The 2,094-nt window shown below is 57.0% G+C and carries 2 protein-coding genes and 2 pseudogenes; 2 read left to right on the top strand and 2 right to left on the bottom strand.

Annotation, left to right across the window (positions count from 1 at the left end; all coding sequences use genetic code 11):
* Together Q0G18_RS09390 and Q0G18_RS09395 are read left to right on the top strand one after the other, a co-directional pair.
* Nucleotides 1-221: pseudogene (locus Q0G18_RS09390) on the top strand (hypothetical protein); the annotation flags it as partial.
* A 42-nt stretch (nucleotides 222-263) separates the two neighbouring features.
* Nucleotides 264-1,055, top strand: a complete 792-nt coding sequence (locus tag Q0G18_RS09395; protein ID WP_297152437.1) for a MerR family transcriptional regulator — start codon at nucleotides 264-266, stop codon at nucleotides 1,053-1,055.
* Nucleotides 1,056-1,139: 84 nt separating this feature from the next.
* On the opposite strand, the gene Q0G18_RS09400 is transcribed toward Q0G18_RS09395, so the two are convergent.
* Nucleotides 1,140-1,355 carry a hypothetical protein gene (locus tag Q0G18_RS09400; protein ID WP_297152439.1) on the bottom strand — a complete coding sequence of 72 codons (216 nt, stop codon included), beginning with the start codon at nucleotides 1,353-1,355 and terminating at the stop codon, nucleotides 1,140-1,142.
* Nucleotides 1,356-1,722: 367 nt separating this feature from the next.
* A pseudogene (locus Q0G18_RS09405) lies at nucleotides 1,723-2,094 on the bottom strand (hypothetical protein); the annotation flags it as partial.

Consider the following 2,094-nt stretch of genomic DNA (forward strand, 5'->3'; position numbering starts at 1 on the left):
TCATTGGGGGCATTTACGACGACAGACTGCTGCTCAAGGACGTACCTGCTGCTCGCAAATCTTTCCCAAGCGAGGACATTCCCTACGAAGGAGCGAAACCCATGCTGCTCGTAGACTCCGATGACCCCGCACTTATCGCAGCAACCGTCGCGGCAATGCTCCCTCAGCTTCCGCCTCCGAAAAAGAACCGAAAGTCACCCCTTGACTCTCCCCTAAGGTAAGGCCTGACAGTAGGCGCCGTAATAGGAAAGGAGGCATTCGGCATGCTGAAGATCGGCGAGTTTTCCAAGCTGTCCATGCTGACGGTAAAAGCCCTGCGTTTCTACGAAAAGGAAGGGCTTCTTTCGCCCGCCCGCGTCGACGAGTGGACGGGATACCGCATGTACGACACCGTGCAGCTCAGAACTGCCGCTCGCATCAAGGCGCTTCGCCAGCTGGGCGTACCGATAGACCAGATCAGAGCGATACTCGACGGTGCGGATGAGCGAAAGATCCTTTTGGAGCAAGCGCGCATGCTCCAGGGCCAGCAAGCCGAAATCGCCAGAAACCTTTCCGTGATCCATCACCTACTGGAAGGAAACGGCATGAGATACCAGGTAACCGAGAAGACCATCCCGAGCTGCATCGTCTACTACTCCGAAGCGACACTCGCCCAATACTCCGACGCCATGCAGTGGATCCCAGCCCAGGGCGCTGAGGCAAAAGCCCTCAACCCGGACTTGAAATGCGTGGAGCCGCCTTACGAGTTCGTGGAGTACCTAGACTGCGAGTACCGCGAGGCCGATGTGCGCGTGCGCCATTCCGAGGCTGTCGAGGCGTTCGGCACGGAAAGCGGCAACATCAAGTTCCGAGAGGTCCCCGAGACCAAGGTTCTGAGCATTTACCACCAGGGCGCCTACGAAAACCTTGGCGAAGCGTACGCATTCATCTACAAGTACGCCGAGGACAACGGGTACAAGGTGGCGGGTTTCTCCCGCGAGAGCTACATTGACGGCATCTGGAACAAGGAATCCGTCGACGAGTGGCTGACCGAGATTCAGTTGCCGGTCGAATAGGGCTGATTGCTTATCGCACATTGCGAAGAGGTTTGCCTTCTTGTTGGAGGAGAGGTGACCGTTCCTTATGGAGCCGCGGGCTGGCTATATCCGCTTGCTGCGGGCCTGTTTGAGCCAGTTTTTCTTGAAAGAGCCGATACCGCCGAAGAACTTGTTGTACGTCTCGCCGTCCTCCTTGGCTTCGTACTTGACCAAGGCGAGTTCGATGGTGCAGAGGTAATCCGCCACTTGCTCGAGGCGGTAGTCGGTCATCGAGGTTTTGCGGCGTCGTACAACCCCTTTTGAGAGGACTTCGTCCACTGAGTACGTTCAAAACCGATGTGCACTCAGCGAATAAACCGTGGCGGCGTTCTGCGTAAATTAAAACGACACCCTCGCATGAGCGATATGCACACGCGCGTCGGCGGCCGACGGGCGCCGACGCGCGTGTCGAGATGGCGGAAACGCTCGTGGACAGCGTCGTTTGCCCTCATCGGCGCGCTAATGCCCATTAAGGCCGCAAACCTTGCTCCTTGCCCCGAAATCGCAAACGCGGACATTGCCGGATGGCCGTCGCGAGCGTGTCGCTTACGGAGCGGCGGCACCACGATTTATTCGCTGAGTGCACATCGGTGTTGAACGTAAGTTAGTCAATATTGGCTTTTGAGTCGCACCGATTGGGATTGCCTCATTGCCGGCAGCTCTTCGAGCCCAATCGCGAAATAGCTGCATCCAGTGCGGCTTTGTAGCCCTCTGATGCTGCTTCGTAATCTTGGATATAGGCTTCTAGGTCGGAGGCGATGGCATTCGAGAAGCTCTCGACCCACCGTTTCCCCTTAGGCTTTGCCAGCCTCACCGCGCCGTCCATCCCGAATAGCCACCTGTAAAAGGTTGGAGACGGCATCACGCTGACGCAGGCGTAGCCGATGACGTTTCTGTCGTCGTTCTCATCGATGTGGCAGAACTTGAGATCGTGGCCGAACCTTTCGTAAACGTACTTGGCATGAGTGCCGGATACTTCTAGGAACAGCTTCTTGGCGGTGCCCGAGCCGAACATGTC

The sequence above is a fragment of the uncultured Ellagibacter sp. genome (genome assembly GCF_934636505.1).
GTDB lineage: Bacteria > Actinomycetota > Coriobacteriia > Coriobacteriales > Eggerthellaceae > Ellagibacter.

Excerpts from the sequence above, each read along its gene's own strand:
- Q0G18_RS09395 (WP_297152437.1), top strand. The coding sequence starts at position 264 with ATGCTGAAGATCGGCGAGTTTTCCAAGCTGTCCATGCTGACGGTAAAA.